Source organism: Paracoccus sp. S4493 (assembly GCF_000967735.1).
Taxonomy (GTDB): Bacteria; Pseudomonadota; Alphaproteobacteria; order Rhodobacterales; family Rhodobacteraceae; genus Paracoccus; species Paracoccus marcusii.
This window is the reverse complement of the sequence record NZ_JXYF01000254.1, coordinates 1-295: the sequence shown is the minus strand read 5'-3', so window position 1 is coordinate 295 and position 295 is coordinate 1. Positions and strand designations below refer to the sequence as shown.

The 295-nt window shown below is 71.9% G+C and carries 1 pseudogene; it reads right to left on the bottom strand.

The features are described 5' to 3' along the window. Nucleotides 1-295: pseudogene (locus tag TW83_RS16825) on the bottom strand (response regulator transcription factor); the annotation flags it as partial.

Genomic DNA, 295 nt, shown 5'->3' with positions numbered 1-295 from the left:
CGATGGCGCGCTCTCCGTTCTCGTCCTCGCCGCCGCCCCGGCCTAGGTCGTCGATCAGGTCGGCGCGGCTGACCGGCTGGCCCCGGCTGGCCGCAAGACGGCGCAGCAGCGCGGTTTCCGTGCCCGTCAGGCGCAGCGGCGCGTCGCCGTTCCACAACTCGCCCTTGTCCGTGTCATAGCGCAGCGCGCCAAGCGTCAGGTATTTCGGCTGCGCCACCTCGACCACCGGCACCCGGCGCAGGATCGCACCGATGCGCAGCAGCAGTTCGCGCGGCTCGAAGGGCTTGGGCAGGTA